This is a genomic window from Streptomyces sp. 378 (assembly GCF_030124145.1).
Classification (GTDB): Bacteria; Actinomycetota; Actinomycetes; order Streptomycetales; family Streptomycetaceae; genus Streptomyces.
Window position 1 is genome coordinate 73,450 of sequence record NZ_JASKMS010000004.1, and the last position, 20,169, is coordinate 93,618.

The following is a 20,169-nucleotide window of genomic DNA, read 5'->3' on the forward strand; positions in this document are numbered from 1 at the left end:
GACACTCACAGGGGAGACGGCACGTGTCTCAGGACGCTTACGACTACGACGTCATCGTCGTGGGTTCCGGCTTCGGCGGCTCGGTGACCGCCCTGCGCCTCACGGAGAAGGGCTATCGCGTGGGCGTCCTGGAAGCGGGCCGCCGCTTCACCCGCGAGACCCTGCCCAGGAACTCCTGGGACCTCAAGAACTACCTCTGGGCCCCGAAGCTCGGCATGTACGGCATCCAGCGCATCCACCTGCTGGGCAACGTCATGGTCCTGGCCGGGGCGGGCGTCGGCGGCGGCTCCCTCAACTACGCCAACACCCTCTACGTCCCGCCGAAGCCGTTCTTCGAGGACCCCCAGTGGCGTGACATCACCGACTGGCAGGACGAGCTGGCGCCGTACTACGACCAGGCCCGGCGCATGCTGGGCGTCCGGACCAACCCGACCATGACCCCCTCCGACGTGCACCTGAAGGCCGCCGCCGAGCGGATGGGCTGCGGCGACACCTTCCACCTCGCCCCCGTCGGCGTCTTCTTCGGCGACGGCAGGGACGCCGACGGCGCGGTGAAGGCCAAGCCGGGCCAGGAGGTGCCCGACCCGTACTTCGGCGGGGTGGGCCCGTCCCGCAAGGCGTGCGCGGAGTGCGGCGAGTGCATGACCGGCTGCCGCCACGGCGCGAAGAACACCCTCAACGAGAACTACCTGCACCTCGCCGAGAAGGCAGGCGCGGTCGTCCACCCCATGACGACGGTCGTGTCGGTCACCGACGACTCGCGCGGCGGCTACGCCGTCGCCACCCTGCCCACCGACGACCGCGGCAAGAAGAAGGGCCGCACCTACACGGCCCGTTGGGTCGTCCTCGCCGCCGGCACCTACGGCACCCAGACACTGCTGCACCGCATGAAGGCGGGTGGCCGGCTGCCGCGTCTCTCGGACCGGCTGGGCGAGCTGACCCGCACCAACTCCGAGGCCCTGGTCGGCGCCCAGACCGACGACCGGCGCTACCGCAAGGCGCACGGGGCGCCGAAGGCCGACTTCACCCGGGGCGTGGCCATCACGTCCTCGATCCACCCCGACGCCAGCACCCACATCGAGCCGGTCCGCTACGGCAAGGGCTCCAACTCGATGGGCAGCCTGTCCATCCTCCAGGTCCCCTACGCCGGACGGAAATCGGGCACCTCACGGGTCCTGGGCTTCCTCGCCCACGCGGCCCGCCACCCCGTGCTGGTGCTGCGCTCCCTGTCCAACCGCCGCTGGTCGGAGCGGACCATCATCGGCCTGGTGATGCAGTCGCTGGACAACTCGCTGACGACGTACGTGAAGCCGTCGGGCATCGGCCGCGGCCTGCTCACGGCCCGCCAGGGCCACGGCGCCCCCAACCCCAAGCAGATCAAGGCGGCCACGGACAGCGCCTCGGCACTCGCCGCCGAGATCAACGGCTTCGCCGGCTCCAACGTCGGCGAACTGATGGGCACCCCGCTCACCGCCCACTTCCTGGGCGGCTGCCCCATCGGCGACTCCCGCGAGACCGGCGTGATCGACCCGTACCACCGCCTCTACGGCCACCCCGGCATCTCGGTCGTCGACGGCGCGGCGGTCTCCGCCAACCTGGGCGTCAACCCGTCCCTCACCATCACGGCCCAGGCCGAGCGGGCGATGTCGTACTGGCCCAACAAGGGCGAGCCCGACCCGCGTCCGCACCAGGGCGCGGCCTACGAGCGTCTCCAGCCGGTCGAGCCGAAGCACCCGGCGGTCCCGGCCGAGGCGTTCGGCGCACTGCGGCTGCCGTTCCTCGGCATGCCGGCCGTACCGCCGAAGCCCAAGGGCTGAGCGACAGCGGGATACAGAAGAGGGACCTGCGCCCCCCTCCGAGCGCAGGTCCCTCTTCTGCTTGGTGCAACGGCCCGTCGGCCGTTACGGCTTACGCCTGCACGCCGACCTTGCGGCGACGCACCACGAAGATCGCACCGGCACCGGCGACGACCGCGGCACCGCCGACCAGGCTGATCATCGGCAGGGCGGAGCTGGAACCGGTCTCGGCGAGGTTGCCCTCGACCTCGATCGGCTTGGCCTCACCCTGCGGCTTGATGTCCTTCGGCGGCTTCTGGCCGGAGGGCTCGGAGTCGCCCACGTCACCCGGCTTCGAGCCCGGCTTGAGGATCTGGAACGGGTAGACCGCACCGTTCTCGAAGCAGTCGCCCTCGCTCGTGTCGTAGCCACCGGCGGCGATTGCCAGGCTGTCGCCCACGGGCGCGCCGGCGTCGATCTTCACGCGCAGGTCGATGCTGACCTTCTGGCCGGCATCCAGCTGGAACTCACCGAAGAAGAACCCGTTGTTGATGCCCGAGCCCGCGAAGTCGTTGGTCCACTTGCCGGTGCTCGGGTTGCGGTACTCGAAGTGTGCGTACTTGTCGAAGAGCTGGTTCTCCTCGGAGTCCAGGTCCGCGGCCGAGAACGCGCTGGCCGTGACCACCAGGGACTCGATGTCCGTCTTGCTGGTGTTCTTGACGTTGAACTCGAACGTCTTCCAGCCGCTGCCTGCGACGATCTTCTCCGGGAAGCCGGTGAGGCCCACGGAGATGCTCGCCTCCTCACACTCCGGGAACTCCTCGTCGTCCCCGTCGGCGGGCTCGCTCGGAGTGGTGGAGGCGGACGCGGAGGGGCTGGCCGACGTCGACGCGCTGGCCGAAGCGGACGCGGTCGCGTCAGGAGCCGACTCGCTCACGGACGTGCTCGGCGACGGCGACGTCTCGGGCGTGGTCTCGGTCGCCGACGGCGAGGCGGACGTCTCGGGAGCGGACTCGCTCACCGACGCGCTCGGCGTGGGCGTGGTGTCGTCGGTCGCGTACGCGGCCGGTGCCGCGAGCAGAGCCACCGGGGCTATGACCGCCGTAGCGGCCGCTGCTGCCATGGCGCGGCGAAGCTTCATGAAGACCTCGGAAAGTCCGGCGTACCGCGTGACGCGGCACGAACGTTGGGGGAGGCCTCCGCGTGTGGGGCGCGGGAGTGGCCCTTGGTTCGCGGTGTTTGATCAGCGAAGGCTGTGAATGGTTGTGCCAGCCCTAACGGAGTTTTTATGTGTCCTGCATCACAAGCATGAAGATCCCGATCGGGGGTGATATGTCATGTGACCGTCATCACTTTTGAGTAACGGAACCCTGCTGAGCACTTGTGCACCTTCTGTAGAGCGAATTAGGAAATCCCCGTCTTGATCGCCCGGGGTGGGGAGAATCGTGCGCTCAGCACGTCCGCTTGTAGTCGCTGTCGCTTTCGTGCTGGCTCTGGTCGCCGGAACCGAGCAGGCGGTGCCGACCGTCGACGGGCCCACGGGGGCTGCCTCCACCGCAGAGGCTCCCGACCAGTCGTGGGGATCGGCGGCAGGCCGTCGTCACACGGCACCCGCCGACGCCACCGATGCCTCCGCCAAGGGTGGCCACGAGGGTCCTCTGGCCGGGCGCGGTCAGGTGCCCGCTCCGGGCGATCCGGGAGTGACCCGGCTGGACAGCACGCCGAAGCTGCCCGAGCCGGGTCCCGTGCGGAAGACCGAGGCACCCCGCCCGGCCGCGCCCCGTGGATTCGACTCCAAACGCAGCAAGGAGCTCACTGGACAGCGTGCGGAACGACGGCGGACGTACCAGAACCCGGACGGCACTCAGACCAGTCGCTTCTACACCGAGCCGGTCAACTTCCGTGGGCGGGACGGCGGCTGGAAGCCCATCGACACCACCCTCGTCCCTCAGGACACCACCGGTTCGCGCACGATGAGCGCGGGCAACGACGGCTGGGAGACGCGCTCTACCGCGTCGGCGATCGAGTTCGCGGGGGCGGCGGACGCAAGTTCGGTGGTGCGCATTCGGGTCGGTGACGGTCTGTCCATCGGCTACGGCGTCGAGGGAGCGAGCGCGTCGGGAGGGCGGACCGATGGCAGCACGGTGACCTATCCCGACGTGCGTCCGCACGCGGACCTGGAGTTCCTCGCGGGTAGCGACTCCGTAAAGGAAACCCTGGTCCTCAAAAACGCTTCCGCGCCCAGCGAATGGCGCTTCCCGCTCGACCTGGAAGGGCTGACCGCCGGTCTCGACGACCACGGCGGCCTGGTGTTCACCGACACCGACGGTGCCACTCGCGCCTGGACGCCCGCCGGCTGGATGCAGGACGCGAACCTCGCCCCCGACTCCAACGAAGGCGCGATCTCCTCCGGCGTCACCTACAGCCTGAAGGAGAAGGGCGGACGGCAGGTCCTGGTGGTCAAGCTGGACAAGAAATGGCTGGACGCCCCCGAGCGCGTGTACCCGGTCCGGGTCGACCCCTCGGTCAAGTCCGTCGACTCCACCTCCGGGACGTACGTCGAGTACCCGTACAACCAGAACTTCGCCTCGGACACGGTTCTCAAGGCCGGCACCTACGACGGTGGCAGCCACAAGGCCGCGGCCTTCCTCCGGTTCGCCGGTGTGGAGAGCACGGTGAAGAACGCCTGGGTCCTCGGTGCCAACCTGGCCCTGTACAACACGTGGTCGCAGTCGTGCACCGCTCGCCCGGTGACCGTGCACCCCATCACGTCGAACTGGTCTGAGTCCACGACCACCAAGTACCCGGGCCCCGCGACCGGTTCGTCGCTGGCCTCCAAGAGCTTCGCGCACGGCTGGCGCCCGGAAGGTACGACCAACTGGTCGTGCGGGCCGGCCTGGGAGAGCATCAAACTCGGTTCGGCCGGTCGCAAGCTGGTCGACGACTGGACGCACGGCCGCAAGAGGAACTACGGCCTGGCAGTCAAGGCGTCCACCTCGGACTCCAAGGGCTGGAAGCAGTTCGGCTCCGACGACTACCCGAACGGCAAGCCCAGCCTGGACATCACCTGGACCGAGTACGGTGCCACCTACAAGGTCGGCGACTTCACTGCCCCGGTCACCGCCACCAGCGAGGGCGTGGAGAAGGTCACCGTCACCAACCGGGGCCAGGAGACCTGGCCCGCGGGCGGCAACTACAAGCTGCGGTACAACCTGTTCGACTCCTCCGGCAAGGAGATCACTGACAGCGCGAAGATCCGCTGGACGGCGATGCCGGAGGCGGTGTCGCCCGGCGAGAGCGTGACGCTGGCCGCGAAGATCGCCCCGCTGACGCCCGCCACGTACACCGTGCAGTGGACGATGGACGACGTCGGTGTCAGCCGCTTCACGAGCGCAGGCGTCCCAGGTCCCGCCGTGAAGATCGCCTCCGTGAACATCCCGCCGCAGCTGACCGCCGCGTCACCGGGCAGCGGGGTCACCGTCGACTCGCTCACTCCCACTCTCTGGGCGAAGGGCGCGGACGCGGACCGCTACCCGAAGTCGACGCTGGAGTACACCTTCGAGGTCTGCGAGGTCGAGGGCAGCAACCTGCGCAAGAACTGCAAGAAGGGCACCCGCAGCAGCGAACAGCAGTGGGCGGTGCCGTCCGGCTGGATGTCGTGGGGGAAGTCCTACGCCTGGTACGCCTATGTCTACGACGGTTCCGCGACCTCGGCCCGGCCCGGACCGGCGCTGCTGACCACGCAAGTACTACAGCCAACCGTCACCAGCCACCTGGGCGGCCCGGACAACGGCAAGGAGATCGGTTCGCGCGCGGGCAACTACGTCACCGCCGCCACCGACGCGGCGGTCGGCACCGTCGGCCCCGAGCTGGCCGTCACGCGCACCTACAACTCGCTCGACCCGCGCGCCGACGGCGCGTTCGGCACCGGTTGGTCGACGCGCTGGGACATGCGCTTGCGGGAGGAACCCAGCATGTCGACGGTGCTCGTGACCCTCGCCGACGGCTCACAGGCGCGATTCGGACGGAACGCGGACGGCAGCTACACCGGTCCGCCTGGTGGTTCTCTCACCCTTGTCCGGCAAGCCGGGGAGGGATGGGTCCTGCGGGAACGTTCCGGCAACACGTATCACTTCATGACGAACGGAGTCCTGGCCCGGCTCCGGGACGTGGCCGGCCGCACCCAGTCCGTCACGCACGAGTCCGAGGACGGCGGCCCGGTCCAGAAGGTAACCGACGACCTCTCGGGGCGCTCGCTGACGTTCACTTGGTCGGACGGCCACGTGGCGTCGGTGACCACGAGCCCCGTCGACACCGGCACATCAGGGCTGACCTGGACCTACTCCTACACCGGTGACCGTCTCTCCAGGGTGTGCCCGCCCTCGTCGACGACCAAGTGCACGGTCTACGACTACGCCGACGGCTCCGTGTACCGCAACGGCGTGCTCGACGCGTCCCCCACGTCGTACTGGCGCCTGGGCGAGGCCGAAGGGGCGACAGCGGTCAGCGAGGCCGTGTCGCGCACGGGGCTCAATGAGGCCGTATACCGGGACGTACAGCTGGGCGGCACTGATACTGCCATCGGGGGAACGACGGACACCTCGGTCACCTTCGACGGCACAGACTCCGTGATCGAGATGCCCGCCGGCACGCTGCAAGCCGCGGCCTTCCCTGCCATCGAACTGTGGTTCAAGACGAGTACACCGTCTGCCGTCCTGGTCGGGTTCCAGGACACTGAACTGGGAGACAAGCCGGCCTCGTGGCGTCCGGTGCTGAACATCGACGGCGCGGGCAAGCTGCGCGGCGAGTTCTACCTGGCGGGCGTCTCCGGGGCGACGCCCATCGTGTCGTCGCGGACGGTGACGGACGGTGCCTGGCATCACGTCGTACTGTCGGGCGGGGCGACGGCCCAGACGCTCTACCTGGACGGTGCCAAGGTCGGCTCGCTGGCCGGCACGATCACCGAGCAGTCCCGTGAGTACGCCTATCTCGGCGCCGGCTACGGGAGTTCGGGCTGGATGGGGCTGGCGAGCGGTGAGTACCGCTTCAAGGGCCAGATGGACGAAGTGGCGGTCTACAACCACCCGTTGGACGCCGCCACGGTCGCCGAACACTATGCCGCGCGGGTCGCGATCGGGCAGGTCAAGAAGGTCACCCTGCCGTCCGGTCGGGTCCACGCCGCCGCCACCTACGACCCGGTCGACGGACGTCTGACCGCGCACACCGACGCCAACGGCGGCGCCTGGAAGGTCTCCGCACCGTCCTACTCCAACGCGTCCGTCTCCTACGCCGACGCCATCCAGCGCAGCGGTCCGACCGGCTACTGGCGCTTGGGCGAGGGCAGCGGGGCCGAGGCGGCCAGCCCGCTCGGCGAGGAACTGAACGGCGCCTACCTCGACACCGTACGGCTCGGCAACGCGGGCATCTTCGCCGACGGTGACGACACCTCCGCTACCTTCACCGGCGACGGAGCAATCGAAGTACCCGTCGAGTCCCTCGGCAGCACAACGGCCATGTCGCTGGAGCTGTGGTTCAAGACCACCGAGGCCGGCGTGCTCGTCGCCAACCAGAACAGCGAGTTCGGTGACACTCCGACCGGCTGGCGGCCCATGCTGCTCGTCGACGCCGACGGCAAGGTACGGGGACGGTTCTCCGGCGCCGCGTCCAGCATCCTGTCCGACACGACCGTCACCGACAACAAGTGGCACCACGTGATGCTGACCGGCAACGAGGGCATCCAGGCGCTGTTCCTCGACGGCGCCTACCAGGGCAGCACCCGGACCGGCGTGGGCACCTCGCGCTTCTCCCACGTGTTCGTCGGCGGCGGCTACTCCTCGTCCGGCTGGGACGGCCAGGACGCGGGCTACCGCAACTTCAGCGGCCAGATCGATGAAGTGGCCTTTTACAACAAGCCCCTGGTGACCTTCCGCAAGGCGACCAACACCTCTGGCGACACCATCTGGACCTACCTGGGCTGGACGAGCTTCCCGGGCTACACGGACACCCCCAACCGTCACGTCCAAGCCCGCAAGGCGCTGGTTCAGGGAACGGGCGACAGGTACCAGGGCGTCGCCGTCGCCGACGCGCCCACGGCGTACTGGCGGCTCGGCGAGAGCGAGGGAACCGCCCTGCGCAGCGAGGTCGGCGGCACGGCCATGGGCGCGGCCTTCGAGGGTGACGACGGCATGGTGGTCTACTCCCAGATGGACCGGGGCGGTGTCTTCGGCACCGGTGACAACCGCGCGGTCACCCTCGGCAACGGCGGGCACATTGAGATTCCAGGCTCCGTCCCGTCCGGTGCGGACGAACTGACGGCCGAGATGTGGTTCCGCACGTCCAACGACTCGGCCGTGTTGATGAGCTTCCAGAATGCGCCGGCCGGCGAGACGCCTACCTCTTGGCGTCCGGTACTGAACATCGACGGCGCGGGCAAGCTGCGCGGCGAGTTCTACCTCGCCGGCGCCTCCGGAGCGACGCCCATCGTGTCGTCGCAGACCGTGACCGACAGCAAGTGGCACCACGTCGTGCTCTCCGCCGACGGCACGGCGCAGACGCTCTACCTGGACGGAGTCAAGGTCGGGTCGCTGAACGGCGCCATCGCCGACCAGTCCCGCACACACGCCTATATCGGCAGCGGCTACGGCAGCTCCGGCTGGATGGGCCTGGACGAAGGCACCTACTCCTTCCGCGGCGATGTCGACGAGGTGGCCCTCTACCGCAAGCCGCTGACCGCAGACCAGGTCTCGGCCCACTACCGTGCCCAGGCGGAGGCCGCGGACTCCGGCCTGACCGCCACGGTGTCGGTCACCGACCCCGCCCAGAAGACGAGCAGCGCCAGTTACGACGCCCTGCACGGCGAGCGTGTGGTCTCGCGCAAGGACGCGACAGGAGCGGTCACTTCCTACGCCTACGACAACGTCGGCAACCTGCACACCGTCACCGACCCCAACGGCCACACCACTGTCACCGGCCGCGACGGTCGCGGCAACGTCGTGTCGACGTCGACCTGTCGGGACGCCGACTCGTGCTGGACGAGTTTCACCTCGTACTACATGAACGCGAGCGACCCGCTGGACCCGCGCAACGACAAGCCGCTGACGTATCGCGATCAGCGCTCAACCGACTACAAGGACACCCGCTACCGCACCGAGTACGCCTACAACTCCCTGGGCCTGCCCCTCACTACGACCCGCCCCGACAGCAGTGCCGCCTCCACCACGTACACCACGGGCAGCGAGACGGCGGTCGGCGGCGGCGCCACGCCGGCTGGCCTGGTCCTGACCGAGACGACGCCAGGCGGTGCGAGGACGTCGTACCGCTACTACGCCAACGGCGACCTCGCGGAGGTCACCTCACCTTCCGGGCTGGTCACGTCCTACGCGTACGACGGCCTGGGCCGTAAGACGTCCGAGAAGCAGAGATCCGACACGTTCCCGGACGGCGTGACCACCACGTTTGGATACGACTCGGCGTCGCACGTCGTCACGGAGACCGGCGCGGCGGTGAAGAACGAGATCACCGGCACCACCCACACCGCGAAGATCACCCGTGACTACGACGAGGACGGCAACCTGCTGTCGGAGACGGCCACGGACACCACCGGCGGCGACACCGCCCGTACGACGATCTACCACTACAACGAACATGGCCTGAACGACAGCGTCACCGGCGCGGAGCAGAACACGACGCTGTTCGAACACGACACCATGGGCCGGGTCAGCGGCATGACCGATCCGGCAGGCACCCACTTCCGGTACGCCTACACCGCCCGCGGCCAGCACGCCACGACGGTACTGGACGACTGGACGGGCGATCCGTCCGGCACCGTCCGCGACCTGACGGTCGCCTCCAACGCCTACGACCCGTCCGGCCGCCTGGCCTCGACCACCGACGCGATGGGCGCGACGACCGCGTACACCTACTTCGACGACGGGCTACCGGCCACCACGACGGCCAAACAGGTCACCCAGGCCGACGGCACGAAGCACGACATCGTCCTGGAGTCCAACACCTACAACGCGGCAGGTCACCTGACCAAGCAGGTCACCGGCGGCGGCAAGACCACACGGACATTCGCAGTGGATGCCCTGGGCCGCACGACGACCAGCGTCCTCGACCCCGCCGGCCTGAACCGGACCACCACCTACGCCTACGACGGCGACGACCGCGTGAAGGAGCAGACGCAGACCATCTCCGGGACCAAGAAGCTCACCACGTCCTCGGAGTACGACCTCGCCGGCAACCTCACCGAGCAGACGGTCACCGACGGCACCACCACCCACATCACCACCGGCACCTATGACGACCGCGGCCTGCCGCTGACCACGGTCAGCCCGCGCGGCAACGTAGCTGGTGCCGACGCGTCCGCGTACACCACGACCTACCGCTACGACGCCCTGGGCCGCTTGGTGCAGCAGACCGCCCCGGCGGTGCAGGCCGAGGAGAACGGCGGCGCGCCGACGACGGTCGAGCCGACCACCCGCACCGGCTACAACACCTTCGGCGAGGCCACTGAGGCCAGGGACGCCCGGGGCAAGGTCACCCGTACGGAGGTCGACCGCCTCGGCCGCACCACCGCCGTGACCCGGCCCGACTACACCCCGCCGGGCGCCGCCGCCCCGCTGGCGGCGACGACCCGCACGACGTACACCTCGTCGGGTCTGCCGCTGGCGGTCACCGACCCGCTGGGCCGAGTCACGCGTTACGGCTACGACCAGTTCGGACAGCTGACCAGCAGGACGGATCCGGTGGCCGACGCGGCGGCGGCCCTGGCGGCGGCCGAGAACAGCGACCCCGATCTGCTCAACTCAGCGAGCGCGGAAGGTGGCGGAGTCACCCGCTACACCTGGACGCCGACCGGTCGTCGGCTGTCGGTGACCGACCCGACAGGTGCCCGCAGCGAGGCGACGTACGACGAGCTGGGTCGGCAGCTGACCACGACCACAGTCGAGCGCTATCCGAGCCCGCAGAACCTCACCAGCCGCTACACCTGGGACGACGCGAGCAACCAGACCGCGTCGACGACCGCGGCCAGCGTCACGTCGACCGCCACGTTCAACCCGGCGGGCGAAACGCTCACCGTCGCGGACCCGGCGGGGACCACGCGGTTCGGCTACGACGGCCTGGGCCGCCGCACGGAGACGACCGACGCCACGAACCGCCGTACGACCACTACGTACGACGCCCTCGGCAACGCCACCGCTTCGAACGACTACGGCACCGGCACCGGCACCTCCGCGCTCCGCACTGTGGCCGCCGAGTTCGACGTGGAGGGCAACCGCACCGCGGTGACCTCCGCGCAGACGAAGGCGCGCACGACCTACACGTACGACGCGCTGGGCCGTATCACCAGGCAGGTCGAGCCGGTCTCCACCACCGACTCCATCACCACGACCTTCGGCCACGACGCGGCGGGCAATCGCACCCGGCTGACCGACGGACGGGGCAACAAGACCGTCTACACCTTCAATAGTTGGGGTCTGCCCGAGTCGACGATCGAACCGTCCACGTCCGCGCACCCGGACGCGGCCGACCGCACCTGGACGACCGTGTACGACAAGGCCGGTCAGGCCGTGACGGAACTGCTTCCGGGCGGGGTGAAGCGGGAGCGCACCTACGACGGCCTGGGCCGTCTCACCGGTGAGACCGGCACGGGTGCGGAGGCGACCACGACCGCCCGCACGCTGGGGTACGACCTGGCGGGCCGTCTCACCGCGGTCGGCACGGCCGACGGCGTGACCCGCGACACCTACACCTACAACGACCGCGGCGCCCTCCTCACCGCCGACGGGCCGGGTGGGCAGTCGAGCTACAGCTACAACGCCGACGGCAGCATGACGAAGCGGACCACGACGGCGGGCTCGACCTCCTACGGCTACGACAGCGCGGGCCGGATCGACTGGACGTCGGACTCCCTCACGGGCAGGGAGATCCAGTACGACTTCGACGCCGCCGGCCGGCCGCGTCTGGACCAGTTCGTGAACAAGCCGGACGGATCGACCTCCTACGCGGTCACGGCCAAGCGCACGTACACCTATGACGACCTCGGCCGCCTCAAGGGTGACAGTGTCACCAGTCCCGACGGCACCACGACGGTCGCGTCGACGACGTACGGCTACGACCTCGACGACAACGTGACGTCCAAGACGACCACGGGCACGGCGGGGGCCGGCGCCAGCACCTACGGGTACGACTACGCGAACCGCCTCACGTCCTGGGCGATGGGTGGCGGCGCGACCGCTTACGAATGGGACGCCGCAGGCAACCGCACCAAGGCCGGCACGACAACGGCGACCTTCGACGCCCGCAACCGTCAACTGACGGATGGGACGGAGCAGTTCACGTACACCGCACGCGGCACCCTGGCATCGGTGCAGACTGGCGGCTCAGCCGCGCGAACCCTGTCGTTCGACGCTTTCGAACGCAAGATCACCGACGGCGGGACGTCGTACACGTACGACTCACTGGACCGTGTTCAGACCCGGGGGTCGACGACCTTCACCTACGACGGAGGCTCCAACAACCTCGCGAACGACGGCACCACCGACTACAACCGCACTCCGGAGGGCACGCTGCTCTCCCTGGCCACCGGCACCAGCAATCAGTGGGCCGTCACCGACAAGCACATGGACCTGACCGCGGGCCTCTCCACGGACGGCATGCAGGTCAGCGGCTCCACCACCTACGACCCCTTCGGCGCGGAGACGTCCACCTCCGGTACCACCCCCGCCCTGGGATACCAGTCCGGCTGGACCGACCCGGAAAACGGCGACGTCAACATGGCGGCCCGCTGGTACCAGCCGGACACGGGATCCTTCGCCTCGCGGGACACGTGGCAGCTGGACCCGAGTCCGTCCTCCCGCGCCAACCGGTACATGTACGGCGGCGGAAACCCGCTGGCACGGACCGACATCACCGGGCACGACTGGGATCTCTGGCAGTACCTCGGCGTCGCGTCCACCGTGGTCAGACCGACCTTCGTCGGAGTCTTCGGGACGGTCTTCATGGGCGGCAGTGACAGCATCGGGGACGACTGCTGGGGCTACCCCAGCAACCTCTGCTACCTCACCTGGTACCACGCCGACACCAAGTCCCTGTTTTGCGACACCCACTTCTGGACGAAGCAGTGCGGCGGACGCGGATCGTCCCCGTACTACTACGGCGGCGGTGGCGGCTCCTCCTACGGCGGTGGCGGCTCCTACTACGGCGGAGGCCGTGGCGGCGGCACGGCCGTCTATACCCGATGCAACGGCACGTGCACGGCCAGGCCGACCAAGCCGCCGAAGCCCCCGATCGATCAGAACCCCAACAACGGCAAGAACCCCGTACCGGCCCCTACCCGTCCCAAGCCCATCGTGGACTGGGACGACGCGATCTGGGTCGCGGGGACCGGCGTCAGCGCGACCGTCGCAGCTCAGGCCATGCTCGACCTGGCGGCCGTGGCGATCTTCATGCCCACCGACATCGACGGGCGCGAGGGCTACTCGCCTCAGACCGCCGACGACTCGGGCGGCAAGAACCGCGGCCGGACGCGCAACGACGGCGAGTGCGACGACGGACCCGGCTTCAGCCTCACCGGCCACGCCGTCTACATGCCGCGCGAGCGGTACTACGACGCCTTCGAAAAGCGCGCCGAGTGCCGGGCCACGGGGGTGTACGCCTTCCTCGACCAGTCGGACTACAACCGGGGCAGGAAGCGTCCGGGGACGAACACGAACGGCAGCACACAGCCTCCGGGGATGAACGAGATCCGCCATGAGGGAAACTCTGCGGCCAACGGACACCTCGTACCGGCGGCCGCGACGGGGTCGGGTATCGACCTGCGCAATCTGGTCGCCGAGTACACGAAGACCAACACGCCGTACCTGAGCACTACCGTCGAGAACGACATCATTAAGGCGATCAAGGGGGGTAAGCATGTCGCCCTGGCGATCAACCCCCACTACGAAGGGAAGCGAACCAACTCCGGCATCCCGTCCAGCATCGAGTACAACTACGTGATCGTCGAGGACGGCGTCAGCAAACACTGCGTGGTCCACCAGACCCCGACCGGCGGTACCACCACCGGGTCCGCCGACTGCCCCAGAAGGTGACGTATGAGTTACAGGGAAAAACTGGCCGCGCTTCTGGGCGCACCGCTGCACCGAGGGAATCCCGACGCGTGGACACCCCTCGAACGCGAGATGGATGTCGGATTCCCCGACGACTACAAGGAGTTCATCGACGGGTATGGGCCGGTCCGGATCAACTTCCACCTGCACTTCAACCATCCCGCTCACCCGGTCTGGAGCCTTGGGAAGTGGGTCGCTGAGACGGTGGAGATCTACCGCACTCTCGACTGGGATCTCAGCTGCCCCGACTTCGCCTCCGAGGACCCGAGGTTCGACGGCCCGGAGCAGCTGGTCCCGTTCCTTGAGTCCGACAGGGGGGAGTGCTTCTTCTTCAAGCCCGGCGACGAGCCCCGCATCTACGTCTACGTCGGGGCCGACGACGACATCTACCGATACGACGTGGGGTTCACCGAGTGGCTGTACCGCTACCTGCAAGGGGAGGACATGGCCGGCCCCAACAGCAGCGCCTACTATCCGGGCCCGGTCCGCTTCGACGCTCTGCCGTATGCCTCGAAAGGCAAGGGGGAGTTCTGGTTCGGTCCAGCCAGACCGGACAGGGCGGAGTAGCAACGACGCCACCCAAACCCGTGTTTGAGGGCTGACGTACGCTCGGCCGCCCGGCAGGAGATCACGAGAAAGCGCGAAAAAATCATGGCCGACAGATCGCCAGAAGGCCCCAGACCCGGTCCCGGTCACGGTGAAGAGTCTGAGACCTCTTCGTCGTCCATACCCGACGGTATGTGGGAGAAGTTCCTCGAGGACAGCGAACGTGACATCCGCTCCTCCGCCCCGAAGGAGCCGTCCGCGCGGGCCCGCATGGTCACCGAGCGGCTGCGTGAGCAGGAGGCCCGGGGCGAGTTGCCGCCGGGGTGGCGTACCGGCCCCGCCTGGCAGGAGATGAACGGGAGGGCCGCCCGGCGGCGCAGGCTGTGGGCCTTCATCGGCGTCCCCCTCGCGGTCGCCGTGGCGCTGGTGGCGCTGAAGCCGTCACTGCTGCCCGGCGACCCCTTCGGTGCCGGGGAGTCCCAGGCCGCCGAGGCCTCACCGCTGCCCGACGAGACGGCGCCGCCCACTGCCGCGCCCGAGTCGCCGGACCCCGAAACCCCCACCCTGGACGAGCCGTTCGCCGGTTCCCCGGCTCTGCGCTGGGCCGACGGCGAGGCCGGCATCGTCCTGCCCGAGGCCAAGGCGGTCGGCGCGGTCTCCAAGGACCGTGTGGAACAGGCGCTGAAGCTGACGAAGAAGCTGGTGGTGGGCGCCAATCTCGACCCGAAGGCGGTGCGTGGCGCACGGCCCGATGCGGCGTTCTCCGTGCTGGACCCCAAGCAGCCGGACATCGTCCATCGTCTCGAGACCGCCCTGCGCTCGCCGAGCGGCAAGAACGACCCGGTGGCCCTGTTCAGCCGGTTCGACCCCGACGAGATACGGCTGGTCGGCGACGTGATCAAGACGCGCGGTCGGATGACGTTCAAGAAGGGCGAGCACGGGGGCGTCGCCGTGCGTGCCGACTACACCTTCGTCTACCCGGTGTCGCGCGCGGACGGTTCCACGGAGGTCACCCGCACCATCGTGCGCCGCGTCCTTGAGACGGAACTCGCCGACCCCGCCCGGTACCAGGTCACCCCGGGCCGGCTGCTCGTCGTGGAGTACGACCAGGAGATAGGCAACTCCTCGTGCTTCGTCTACGACGGTTACCTTCATCCGGAGTTCTCGTCGAGCGCCACTGCGGGCTCGACTCCGAGCGGCCCGGCCGTGGATCCGTATGACCGGAGCAGGAGCATCGACGACGGCGACCGTGAGGACTGCGGGACGGTGACCCGCACCTGACGCGTCGCCGGACCGTCGGCCGACACGGAGCGAAGGGCCCTGCGGGGTGGAGCCGCAGGGCCCTTCTTCTCGTCAGCACCGACGTCAGGGCAGCGCCGGTGCCTGGAAGCGGCGCCGGGGGGTAGCGCCGCTGGTCTGTACCTCTGGAAGTGTCGCAATGCGGGTGCCCTCGGGGGGACTTGGGCCTTATACGCATCGTGCTGGATGAACACGTCGCCCGCAACCGTTTGACCCAGACTTGTGCATTTATGCAAGGTCCGCCGGTGGACCCCGGGCGTCCCCGGGGCCCACCGTTCTCTGGGTGACCGGGCTGCTGTCCCCTGCCGTCCGGTCACATCCCTGGAACGAGGTCCCACGACGCACGGCACGATCCGTGCGTCTCATCGCCCCAGTGAGCCACGCGTGGTTCTTTCAAGCCCGCCCCTGGCCGGCACGGACACCGAGACCAACGAGGTCGTGCCCGGGCGGTCACGCGCCGTACGAGTGAGAGGGGCGCGCACGTCTGTCCCGGGAACACCGGTCCCGGCCGCGGGGCGGCTTCAGATCTTGCCGCGGCACAGCTCCAGCAGGGTCATCGCGAGCGCGGTGCCCGGCTTGCCCAGGGCCTCCCTGTAGTGGCCGAGGACGTCCATCTCGCGGGAGAGGTTCACGCGCCGGCCGCCGGAGGCGATCCGCGCCTCCTGGATGACGGCGGAGACCGCCACCCGTTCCTGGATCAGGCCGATGATCCGGTCGTCGAGCGCGTCGATCCGCTCGCGGGCTCCGCTGATCACACCGGCGGCCTCGGGGGTACGGGCGCCGGTCACGTCGATGGCGGTCATAGGGGGCTCCTGGTGGTCAGGGGCTGCCCCGGGGCGACAGGGCCCGGACGACGACAGGCGCCCCGGGCCTTGTCGGCCCGGGGCGCCTGGGAAGTCGCTTGTCAGTAGCTCAAGCAGCACGACCATGGCGTCCGGCGGGCCGGATGCCATAGGTAAAGACGAACGTCTGGTGCTTGAACATAGGGCAAGTATGCACCGCCTTCCAGGAGCGTCCAAGCGGGTTCGCATCCTGAGACGGGGCCGGTGCCCGGCACACGGAAACAGCCGCACGGCCCCCCGGTAGAATCGGGTGGCACAAGGACCCCCGCCCCACCGCCGGAAGGCACCCCGTGTCATCAGCGACTCCCGCTGCCAACGCCGCCGACACCGTCCTGGTCGTCGACTTCGGTGCGCAGTACGCCCAGCTCATCGCCCGTCGTGTCCGCGAGGCGCGGGTCTACAGCGAGATCGTGCCGAGCACCATGCCGGTCCAGGAGATGCTCGCCAAGAACCCCGCGGCGATCATCCTCTCCGGCGGCCCCTCGTCGGTCTACGCGGAGGGCGCGCCCAGCCTGGACCGCGAGATCTTCGAGGCCGGCGTCCCCGTCTTCGGCATGTGCTACGGCTTCCAGCTGATGGCGAGCGCCCTCGGCGGCACCGTCGACAACACCGGAGCCCGCGAGTACGGCCGCACCGACCTGCACGTCTCCAAGGTGTCCTCCACCCTCTTCGAGGGCACCCCCGCCGAGCAGCCCGTCTGGATGTCGCACGGCGACGCCTGCTCCGCCGCCCCCGAGGGCTTCTCCGTCACGGCCTCCACGGACGTCGTGCCGGTCGCCGCATTCGAGAACGACGAGAAGAAGCTCTACGGCGTCCAGTACCACCCCGAGGTGATGCACTCCACGCACGGGCAGCAGGTGCTGGAGCACTTCCTGTACCGGGGCGCGGGGCTCACGCCGAACTGGACGACCGGCAACGTGATCGAGGAGCAGGTCGCCGCCATCCGCGAGCAGGTCGGCGACAAGCGCGCCATCTGCGGGCTGTCCGGCGGAGTGGACTCCGCCGTCGCCGCGGCCCTCGTCCAGAAGGCCATCGGCTCCCAGCTGACCTGCGTGTACGTCGACCACGGCCTGATGCGCAAGGGCGAGACCGAGCAGGTCGAGAAGGACTTCGTCGCGGCGACCGGCGTGCAACTGAAGGTCGTGGACGCCGAAGAGCGGTTCCTCAAGGCGCTGGCCGGGGTCTCCGACCCCGAGGAGAAGCGGAAGATCATCGGCCGCGAGTTCATCCGGGTCTTCGAGCAGGCCCAGGCCGAGATCATCGCCGATGAGGGCCCGGCCGTGGAGTTCCTGGTGCAGGGCACGCTCTACCCGGACGTCGTCGAGTCCGGCGGCGGCACCGGCACCGCCAACATCAAGTCCCACCACAACGTGGGCGGCCTGCCCGAGGACCTCGAGTTCCAGCTGATCGAGCCGCTGCGCAAGCTCTTCAAGGACGAGGTCCGCATGGTCGGCCAGGAGCTGGGCCTGCCGGAGGAGATCGTCCAGCGCCAGCCGTTCCCCGGTCCGGGTCTCGGCATCCGCATCGTCGGCGAGGTCACCAAGGAGCGCCTGGACCTGCTGCGCGAGGCCGACGCCATCGCCCGCGAAGAGCTGACGGCGGCCGGCCTCGACCGCGACATCTGGCAGTGCCCGGTGGTCCTGCTCGCCGACGTCCGCAGCGTCGGCGTCCAGGGCGACGGCCGCACCTACGGCCACCCCATCGTGCTGCGCCCCGTCTCCTCCGAGGACGCCATGACGGCCGACTGGTCACGCCTGCCCTACGCGGTCCTCGCCCGGATCTCCACGCGAATCACCAACGAGGTCAAGGACGTCAACCGGGTCGTCCTCGACGTGACCTCGAAGCCGCCGGGCACGATCGAGTGGGAGTGACCCCTGAGCCCTACGCGCGCTTGATCGTGCGCAGGGGCGCGCCGGGCGTCCAGACCTGGACGACGAGGTACGTGTCGTCCTCGACGTAGGTCCGTACGACCTCCGTCAGCTCGGTGCGGAAGAGGTGGAACGGCTCCGGCGGTTCCACCTCTTCGACGTATCCGGCCTTCGTCTCCCCGTCGTCGACCTCGATCGCCCGGCCGCTGATCCGGACGTCGCCGCCGCCCATGCCCGTGCCCTCCCCGGGGTTCGCCTGGAGAGCGAAGCGCGGGTCGCGGCGCAGGTCGAGGGCCTTGAGTGAGCCCGGCATCATGCCGAGCCACAGTTCGCCGCCGAGGAAGCGCACCTCCAGACCGCTGGTGCGGGGCGAGCCGTCCTTACGGAGAGTGGCGAGGATGTGGTGGGTGAAGGCGCCGAAACGCCTCTCGACCGTGTGGGCCAGATCCGGTTCGGCGGTGGTGAATGCCGCCCAGTTCGCTGTCATACGGCGAGTGTCGCGCCCAATCCCGACATCTCTGTCAGATATCGCTCCCGCGCCGGCCGGTGTCGCACGGCTCCGTTCCCGCTCTTGCAGGGTGGCATGGCGGCGCTGACGGTGCCGGCACGGCGACGGACACCAGACCCGTGAGCCCCCGCAAGGGTTGCGCGCGTCATCTTCACGGAAGACCTCTGTTCACCCAACCTCACCGGCGGTAGCTTCCGCCCCTAGAGCACCCCAGTGCCGGAGGAAACATGCACGGGCCCACGCCGCCTCTCCCGGTCCCCACCGACCGCTTGCGGTTCGCGATGCCGCCGATGCACGAGTCGGTCGAGGACGAGCGCCGGCACCGCAAGGAACGCCTCGCGGGCGCCCTGAGGATCTTCGGCCGGCTCGGCTACGAGGACGGCGTCTCCGGGCACATCACCGCCCGCGACCCGGAGTACTCCGACTGCTTCTGGGTCAACCCGTTCGGGATGCCCTTCCGGCACGTCACCGTGAGCGACCTCGTGCTCGCCAACCAGGACGGCCAGGTCGTCGAGGGCCGCTACCACGTCAACCAGGCGGCCTTCACCGTGCACGCCCAGGTCCACGCCGCCCGGCCCGACGTGGTCGCCGTCGCCCACTGCCACTCCGTGCACGGCCGGGCGCTGGCGGCCCTGGGCGACCTGCTGGAGCCGATCACCCAGGAGAGCTGCGCCTTCTACGAGGACCACGCCCTCTACGACACGTACACCGGCGTCTCCGTCGACGCCGAGGAGGGGCGGCGCATCGCGGCCGTGCTCGGCTCCCGCAAGGCGCTGGTGCTGCGCAACCACGGACTGCTGACCGTCGGCGACTCGGTGGACGCGGCGGCCTGGTGGTTCGTGTCCATGGAGCGCTCCTGCCAGGTGCAGCTGACGGCCCAGGCGGCCGGGCGCCCGGTCCGGATCGACCACCGGATGGCGGTGGCGACACGGGAGCAGCTGGGCGGCGACCTGGTGGCGTGGATCAACTACCAGCCGATGTGGGAGGACGTCAGCCGCAGCGAGCCGGGTCTGCTGGACTAGGCCGCTTCTGATGGATCTCCGCGGGAGAAGGAGCGGCGTTCGGGGCGTGCTCTGGGGGTCCCCCCTGCTCGAAGAGCTTGGGGGAGTGCCGCGTGGAAGCCCTCGTAGCGGAGCTACTTGGGCTTTCGCGCGGTGCGGCGGTGGGGGCCCCTCCCGTTCGAGCGAAGCCGAGAACGGGGGAGCGTGCCGGGCGTCGCGA

Annotated in this window: 9 protein-coding genes; 6 read left to right on the forward strand and 3 right to left on the reverse strand. The window is 69.2% G+C overall.

Annotated elements, in window-relative coordinates:
• Positions 1-23: 23 nt before the first annotated feature.
• Positions 24-1,817: a GMC family oxidoreductase N-terminal domain-containing protein gene (locus tag QNO09_RS07395; protein WP_283969252.1), complete on the forward strand. Its 1,794-nt coding sequence runs from the start codon at positions 24-26 to the stop codon at positions 1,815-1,817.
• A gap of 91 nt (positions 1,818-1,908) precedes the next feature.
• On the opposite strand, the gene QNO09_RS07400 is transcribed toward QNO09_RS07395, so the two are convergent.
• On the reverse strand, positions 1,909-2,916 hold the full coding sequence (locus QNO09_RS07400) for an LAETG motif-containing sortase-dependent surface protein (protein WP_283969253.1): 1,008 nt from the start codon (positions 2,914-2,916) through the stop codon (positions 1,909-1,911).
• Positions 2,917-3,259: 343 nt separating this feature from the next.
• Between QNO09_RS07400 and QNO09_RS07405 the strand changes: the two genes are divergently transcribed.
• The 3 genes from QNO09_RS07405 (at position 3,260) to QNO09_RS07415 (ending at position 15,712) form a co-directional block, all read left to right on the forward strand.
• On the forward strand, positions 3,260-13,867 hold the full coding sequence (locus tag QNO09_RS07405; RefSeq protein ID WP_283969254.1) for a LamG-like jellyroll fold domain-containing protein: 10,608 nt from the start codon (positions 3,260-3,262) through the stop codon (positions 13,865-13,867).
• 3 nt (positions 13,868-13,870) lie between these two features.
• Positions 13,871-14,452: an SMI1/KNR4 family protein gene (locus QNO09_RS07410; protein WP_283969255.1), complete on the forward strand. Its 582-nt coding sequence runs from the start codon at positions 13,871-13,873 to the stop codon at positions 14,450-14,452.
• 171 nt (positions 14,453-14,623) lie between these two features.
• Complete coding sequence (locus QNO09_RS07415) at positions 14,624-15,712, forward strand: hypothetical protein (protein WP_283969256.1); 1,089 nt, start codon at positions 14,624-14,626, stop codon at positions 15,710-15,712.
• Between the two features lie 539 nt (positions 15,713-16,251).
• On the opposite strand, the gene QNO09_RS07420 is transcribed toward QNO09_RS07415, so the two are convergent.
• Positions 16,252-16,869, reverse strand: coding sequence for a chorismate mutase (locus QNO09_RS07420; protein ID WP_349636950.1), 618 nt, complete (start codon positions 16,867-16,869; stop codon positions 16,252-16,254).
• Between QNO09_RS07420 and guaA the strand changes: the two genes are divergently transcribed.
• Positions 16,863-18,443: a glutamine-hydrolyzing GMP synthase gene (guaA, locus tag QNO09_RS07425; RefSeq protein WP_283969257.1), complete on the forward strand. Its 1,581-nt coding sequence runs from the start codon at positions 16,863-16,865 to the stop codon at positions 18,441-18,443. The two genes, QNO09_RS07420 and guaA, sit on opposite strands and share 7 nt — an antisense overlap.
• Positions 18,444-18,453: 10 nt before the next feature.
• Here guaA and QNO09_RS07430 read toward each other — a convergent pair whose 3' ends face one another.
• Complete coding sequence (locus QNO09_RS07430) at positions 18,454-18,927, reverse strand: pyridoxamine 5'-phosphate oxidase family protein (RefSeq protein WP_283969258.1); 474 nt, start codon at positions 18,925-18,927, stop codon at positions 18,454-18,456.
• A 248-nt stretch (positions 18,928-19,175) separates the two neighbouring features.
• On the opposite strand from QNO09_RS07430, the gene QNO09_RS07435 reads away from it, so the two are divergent.
• Positions 19,176-19,970, forward strand: a complete 795-nt coding sequence (locus QNO09_RS07435; RefSeq protein WP_283969259.1) for a class II aldolase/adducin family protein — start codon at positions 19,176-19,178, stop codon at positions 19,968-19,970.
• The last annotated feature ends 199 nt before the right edge of the window (positions 19,971-20,169 follow it).

What these genes read in the sequence shown, in the direction of transcription:
- QNO09_RS07400 (WP_283969253.1), bottom strand. Translation starts at nt 2,916, where the DNA reads ATGAAGCTTCGCCGCGCCATGGCAGCAGCGGCCGCTACGGCGGTCATA.
- QNO09_RS07410 (WP_283969255.1), top strand. Translation starts at nt 13,871, where the DNA reads ATGAGTTACAGGGAAAAACTGGCCGCGCTTCTGGGCGCACCGCTGCAC.
- QNO09_RS07415 (WP_283969256.1), top strand. Translation starts at nt 14,624, where the DNA reads ATGTGGGAGAAGTTCCTCGAGGACAGCGAACGTGACATCCGCTCCTCC.
- QNO09_RS07420 (WP_349636950.1), bottom strand. Translation starts at nt 16,869, where the DNA reads ATGACACGGGGTGCCTTCCGGCGGTGGGGCGGGGGTCCTTGTGCCACC.
- QNO09_RS07430 (WP_283969258.1), bottom strand. Translation starts at nt 18,927, where the DNA reads ATGACAGCGAACTGGGCGGCATTCACCACCGCCGAACCGGATCTGGCC.
- QNO09_RS07435 (WP_283969259.1), top strand. Translation starts at nt 19,176, where the DNA reads ATGCACGGGCCCACGCCGCCTCTCCCGGTCCCCACCGACCGCTTGCGG.